This window comes from Streptomyces sparsus (assembly GCF_054776295.1).
This window is the reverse complement of record NZ_BAAHCA010001669.1, coordinates 1-587: the sequence shown is the minus strand read 5'-3', so window position 1 is coordinate 587 and position 587 is coordinate 1. Positions and strand designations below refer to the sequence as shown.

The 587-nt window shown below is 75.1% G+C and carries 1 protein-coding gene; it reads right to left on the bottom strand.

Annotated elements, in window-relative coordinates:
* On the bottom strand, positions 1-546 hold a 546-nt coding region (locus ACYVE9_RS30210; RefSeq protein WP_461031039.1), incomplete at its 3' end, for an MFS transporter.
* Positions 547-587 lie beyond the last annotated feature (41 nt).

Here is a 587-nt window from a genome sequence, read left to right as displayed (position 1 = left end):
CTCGGGCTGCCGGCTCTCGGCCAGCCACACGGCCGCGGCGGTCAGCACGAGCACACCGACCGGCACGTTGATGAGCAGCACCCAGCGCCAGGACAGGGCGTCGGTGAGCAGCCCGCCGACCAGGCCGCCCGCAGCGCCGCCGCCCGCGCCGACGGCGCTCCAGGCGCCGATCGCCCTGGTGCGGGCGGCGCCGAAGGGAAAGACCGAGGTGAGGATGGTCAGGGTCGAGGGGGCCAGCACGGCCGCGCCCGCCCCCTGCACCGCACGGGCGGCCAGCAGCTGCCAGGGCTCCTGTGCGAGTCCGCCGGCCAGGCTCGCGGCGGTGAAGAGGCCCAGACCGAACAGGAACACCCGTTTGCGTCCGAACAGGTCGGCGGCCCGGCCGCCGAGCAGCATGAAGCCGGCGAAGGTGAGGGTGTAGGCGTTGACGATCCACTGACCGCCCAGTTCGCTCAGGCCCAGGTCGGCCCGGACGGAGGGCAGCGCCACGTTGACCACCGACACGTCGAGCACGACCAGGAACTGGCCGGCGAAGGCGGCCAGCACGGCGACCCGGCGGCCGAGCGCCTCGTCGCGGGCGGGCCCCT